This window comes from Clostridium sp., assembly GCF_036639235.1.
In the GTDB taxonomy this organism is placed as follows: Bacteria; Bacillota; Clostridia; order Clostridiales; family Caloramatoraceae; genus Clostridium_AB.
The window spans coordinates 1-5,705 of the sequence record NZ_JAVWJB010000067.1 but is presented as its reverse complement, the minus strand read 5'-3'; the positions used below and the strand labels follow the sequence as shown (position 1 = coordinate 5,705).

Sequence of the window (5,705 nt, the reverse complement as noted above, 5' to 3'; positions counted from 1 at the left end):
AAACAGAGGCTTTCCTAAGGGTCTAGGCATTTATCACCCTAAGAGTTTCTAAGTCAAAACCCGAGGGTACAGTCTAGGATGAAATATCTTATCATGAAAGCAAATCCACAGTGTGAAGAGTACGAGTTGGTGTCTTTAAAAAAGCCACAAGGAGCTAGTAACGGAAGTTACTAGCTTTTGTTATATAAATGAATTTATTATGGTCTAGTTGCTAACGAGATAGTAACAAGAGCTTTTAAAACAAAAAATCCAGGTATACCTAAGACAACCGTGAAACTCAGCCGAAGGCTTCAAACAAACGGTTTTTTCTAAGGTCTACCTGGATTTTTCATTTAAGAATCGGAAGGTTCCTACTCGATGCAACAATCCCATATCAAATTTATACAAAAGCGGAGCTCCCAAATGAAGGTGGATAAGGACATCATCACCTGAAAGTATAGAAATAAATCTGATGGGTGAGGACTGAAGTTGGTGGCTTTGAAAAAGCCATGAGAGGCTAGTAACGGAAGTTACTAGCTTTTGTTATATAAATGAATTTATTATGGTCTAGTTGCTAACGAGATAGTAACAAGAGCTTTTAAAACAAAAAATCCAGGTATACCTAAGACAACCGTGAAACTCAGCCGAAGGCTTCAAACAAACGGTTTTTTCTAAGGTCTACCTGGATTTTTCATTTAAGAATCGGAAGGTTTCTACTCGATGCAACAATCCCATATCAAATTTATACAAAAGCGAAGATCTCAAATGAAGGTGGATAAGGACATCATCACCTGAAAGTATAGGAAAAAGGTGGACAGATAGTTTCTAGTTAGTGGTGATTTTAATAGGGAAGAATGTAAAATTTTGTTTAAAGTCTTACGCATTGGTTACAAATGGTTAAGTGTTAGGGTTTAGGGTTACTAATAGATGGGTATTATTATATAATTAAGTAATAATATAGTATGGGGTGATTATATTGAGGAAAGTTATAACTTTAGTTATTATATTAGGATTGCTTGTTTTACTAACTGTTTCATGTAGTAATGAGGATAGTAATGCTTCTAAAGAGCAGCTTAAGGTTGAAGGTATGGCTTTAAGTGATGGTGATAAGACAAAAGGAGTAGGGGGGGCCTATGTAGAGGATGGTCCTAACAGTGAGAGTGGAGCTAAAGAAGAGGTAAATGAGAGGATAATAAATATATATTATTATAATCCAGTTGATGATTGTATAGTTTATGAGAAGGCGACTTTTGATAAGAAGGAGAATAAGGAGACTTATTTCTTTGAGAAGTATTTTAAGTTTGTGCCAAGTGATAAGTTAGTGGCTAACATGCCAGGGTCAACTAAGATTAATAGTATTAATTATTACGAGAAAAAGGGCCTAGTTGTTATGGATGTATCAGAGAATTTTACTCAGCTTATGAATATAGGCGGTGGAGTTGAGGGTAGTATAATACAATGTATTGCTAATACTCTTTGTGAGTCATATGGAGCTAAAAGGCTTATAATAACAACAAATGGTGAGGATTATCAGGGGTCACACTTAGAAATTAGTCCTATGAATTCTATTGCTATTAACACAAAGGGTGTTAAGGAGTTAAAGAATAAGTAGTTACAAGTATAAATTAATATGATATTTGAAAATATTTGTTTGTTAACAATATGTAGAGGTTATTGCAAGGTTATTAAATTTTGTAATAGCCTCTTTTGCGTTTATTAACTATATTTATACATAAAATAGTCTCTTGTATTAGTATAGCTATTGTTTTTGTTTTACATATAAAATAGAATATAATTTTATGGTAAGTTTTATTAATGGAAGCATATATTGTAATAATCAAAATAAATAATAGAAGTAATTTACAATACTGTATATAATTATACTGTATTGAAGGTTAGGGGGATTAGTCTATGAAAAAATCGTCTAAGTTATTTTTTAGTCTCACAACTACATTAGTTTTAATATTTGGAACAATTAGTTATGGGGTAGCTTCAAATGATGTAGTGGTGTATGCTGCTTCAAAGAATACTACATTAGCTATAAGTCATGTAAACCACCTATATAATTCCCTCCATAATAATTATTTAGGAATTAAGAATCAGGGGCAATGGCAGGAGTATATTAAAAAGATTAGAGGATTAATTGCAGGAATTCCTAGTAGTGAAAGTGCAGAAAAAAATAGATTAACTAATATGGTTAATAGTGCAGAAAGACTTGTTAATGCTATTGCTAGAATAAATCAGGTAGAGAAAAGTATGGTAAGTAATACCCCTAGAATGGGGAATGTTAGACAGTGGGATTTTTACTTGATTCTTTCGCAGCAGGATCTTTCTAAGGTAGATGTTAATGCTTTTAGTAAGGAGTTAAATGAACTGGAAAGTAGGTTGACGGTTTGTTATGACAAGGTAAATGAGGTTGCTATGTTATATGATAGTCAGTACGTTAAGGTACTAGATGCCTATAATAAGGCGGAACAGAGCAAAATGGTAGATGAGGCTAAGGTAGCATATAACATGGCGTTAAAATTACCAGGGTGTGAAGAAACTAGTTCGTTAATACTTGATTGTAAAATGCTTATTGTAAGTCTTGGTGGAGCTACAGTAGAGGGTGATGAGAAACGTGTAATTGATGGATATTTTAAGCTTCAGGATGTTTTATTAACTACTGGTATTGAGGTTAATACTACAAGGGTAGAGGTTATAGCATCTTCAATTAAGGGTATAGTTGGAGCCGATATAAACGTAGCAGTAACAAGGGTATTCTATAACAAGGATACTTCGGAAGAGGTATTTGATATTGTACTTTCTAAGGGAGGATTTAAATTATTCCCTATAGGAGTGTATTTTAAATAGAGGGGAATACTTTTTCATGAAAACCTGTTTTTCATGGGGGTTATTAAGGGATTTGTGTTTCAAATCCCTTGTGCTTTTATAAGTTATATTAATGGGGAGAGTGGATATATGAAAAGGTTTTCTATCTTTGTTGTTTGTTTAACAATCATATTTTCGATGTTTACAACAAATGTAAATGGGACTACTATTAGTAATAAAGAAGTAAAAATAATTGTAAAGAAGGAAAAATTCTACAATTCGAAGAATACTAGGACATTAACTGTCTATACAAATGATTATAATGATTTTTATAGAGCAGTGGATAATGGTATCAAAAATGTTGAAGAGTCTATTGTGTTAAATATTAGCAAATCATATATTAGAGGTGGAATTGAGGAATTTAAGAAGGTTTTTTTAGGTATAGCTGATTTAGTTGCTACAGGTAGTTTTATAGATAGCTATACTATATATTACGATCCTACAGGAAGCTCAAATGTATATACTGTAGAACTTAATTATGGAAGACCTATTGATGAGGTGAGAAGAAAGTCTAAGGAGGTAGATGAAGCTGTTAATGCTATTACTCCAAAGATTACTTCAAGGAATAATACAGATAGACAGAATATTAGGGCTATCCATGATTTTATAATTAATAACACTGCATACAATATTGACGGGGTAAACAATGACACTTTAGAGATAGAAGACCATACTGCTTATGGGATATTAATTAAGCAAGTAGGTGTTTGTGACGGATATGCTATAACTATGAGAAAAATGCTAGATACTATAGGAATTGAAAACATGGTAGTTATAGGAACAGGGGATGGGGTTCCCCATGCTTGGAATTTAGTTAAGTTATCAGGTAAGTGGTTCCATGTAGATTCTACATGGGATGATCCTATATACTACGAAAACGGTAACCAAGTACAGATTTTAGGTGATGAGTATTTTATGAGACAAGATTCATTTATGAAACAGACCCATAATTGGGAGACATCAAAATACCCTAAAACAACAGGTGAAGTAGTATCTAAATTAGGTATTAAATACAAAAGAGGTGTGCTAGTTAGATAGGGGTATTAATTAGTATAATCATATGGACTTATTTTTTTGATATTTAATTTTTAGGTGGTGATGGGTATTAGTATATATAACAAGATTGCGATAGGATTTACATCGGTGCTTTTTTTACTACTATTTGTTTTGTATGATAACAAACTACTAAAGCTATATATGGTAGAATTCGCATTTATTGTACTTGCAGTGCTTATTATATATATTATCCTTTCCCAAAAATTCTTTAAGCGTAAGATGTCTTGTATAGAGGAACTTGAAAGTAGGGTTAGACTAGATCAATTAACGGGGCTATATAATAAAACAACTACTAGAAGTAATATAAGTGATTATTTAAAGACTTCTGGTAATAGTATACATGCTCTTTTTGTAATAGATATAGATGACTTTAAAGTTGTAAATGATAGATATGGACACTTAATAGGAGACAATTTACTTAAAAATATTGCTTCTAATATTAGGGAAATTTTTAGGGAGGATGATATTGTAGGCAGATTTGGGGGAGACGAATTTGTTGTGTTTATGAGAAATATTCCTTCAAATGATATTGTTGTAAATAAGGCTAGTAGAATGTGTAATATTCTTAGTAAGAATTTTATAGGAAGCTACGGTAGTGTATCTGCAAGTGTAGGAATTGCAATGTATCCTAAGGATGGACAGGACTATTATAGTTTGTTTGAACATGCAGATAAGGCTATGTACAGTGCAAAAAGACAGGGGAAAAATTGCTACTGTATTTATGAAGAAAAAATAGATAAAACAGAGGGTGAAGTTAGTAGTATAAGGTGTAAAAAACCTAAGAACTATATTTCTAGTGTTACTTATATAACCTCACATATATTTAAAACACTTTATCACACAAGGGAAATGGATAAGGCTTTAAAATCTATATTAGAATATGTTGGGGTAGAATTTAATGTTGATAGAACATATATATACGAACTAAATGATGAGGAGAATAAGTTAACTAATACCTATGAGTGGTGCAGAAATGTTGAGGACTATAACAGGGAGTTCTTGAGGGTTATAGAGTGGGATAATGTATATAAATATGGAGACTTATTTGACTCTAATGGAATGTATTACTGTAATAGTATTACGCAGCTTCCAGAGGATGTTAATAAATCCTGTATAGAGTTTGGACTAGAGTCATTTGTTCATAGTAGAATTGTTGAAAATGATAGGTTTAAGGGCTTTGTAGGCTTTGATTGTTTTAATGACAATAATAGAATATGGACAAGTGATGAGGTTGAGGCCCTAAAGGTAATATCTGATATTATAGGAGATTTCATGTTTAGAAAAAGAGCAGAAAGCCAAATTAAACGTGAAAGGGATATTACTAGAGTATTAGTTGATAGCTCGGATGCTTGTACCTATGTTATAGATAGGGAAACACATAAAATATTATTTATTAGCAAAAAACTTCAAGAGTTAACAGGGGCAAATGTTGGGGATAGCTGCTATAAGATTATAAGTGATGACCTTGCAGCATGCACAGAATGCCCACTTTATAACTTTGAAGAAGACCAGGAAAGAGTAACCATTGAAATGGAAAGTGAAGTATATGGGGGACATGTATTAGTAACCCTATGTAACCTTACATGGATAGACGGATCTAGTGCCTATGCAGTTAATATTAAAGAAAAAAATTAATATATTAAAGGTTGTCTTATATAGGGCAACCTTTTGTTATTCTAAGTAAAGTTAATATGTCATGTTCACTTTCATATTTGGTGGGATTATTCCACCGCATATTCAATAAGCCACCACCTCTCACCACTACCAATACCTAAACAAGGTCACCTCAAAATTACTTA

Annotated in this window: 4 protein-coding genes; all 4 read left to right on the top strand. The window is 32.4% G+C overall.

From position 1 onward, the window contains the following. Window positions 1–955: 955 nt before the first annotated feature. The 4 genes from RR539_RS10115 (at window position 956) to RR539_RS10100 (ending at window position 5,541) form a co-directional block, all read left to right on the top strand. The gene (locus RR539_RS10115; RefSeq protein WP_332474704.1) at window positions 956–1,591 is read left to right on the top strand and encodes a GerMN domain-containing protein; all 636 of its coding nucleotides are present in this window, start codon (window positions 956–958) and stop codon (window positions 1,589–1,591) included. Between the two features lie 299 nt (window positions 1,592–1,890). Next, a complete protein-coding gene (locus RR539_RS10110; RefSeq protein WP_332474705.1) occupies window positions 1,891–2,832 on the top strand; it encodes a hypothetical protein in 942 nt (313 codons plus the stop codon). Between the two features lie 108 nt (window positions 2,833–2,940). Beyond that, complete coding sequence (locus RR539_RS10105; RefSeq protein WP_332474706.1) at window positions 2,941–3,888, top strand: transglutaminase domain-containing protein; 948 nt, start codon at window positions 2,941–2,943, stop codon at window positions 3,886–3,888. A gap of 60 nt (window positions 3,889–3,948) precedes the next feature. After that, a complete protein-coding gene (locus RR539_RS10100) occupies window positions 3,949–5,541 on the top strand; it encodes a sensor domain-containing diguanylate cyclase (RefSeq protein ID WP_332474707.1) in 1,593 nt (530 codons plus the stop codon). Window positions 5,542–5,705: the final 164 nt, after the last annotated feature.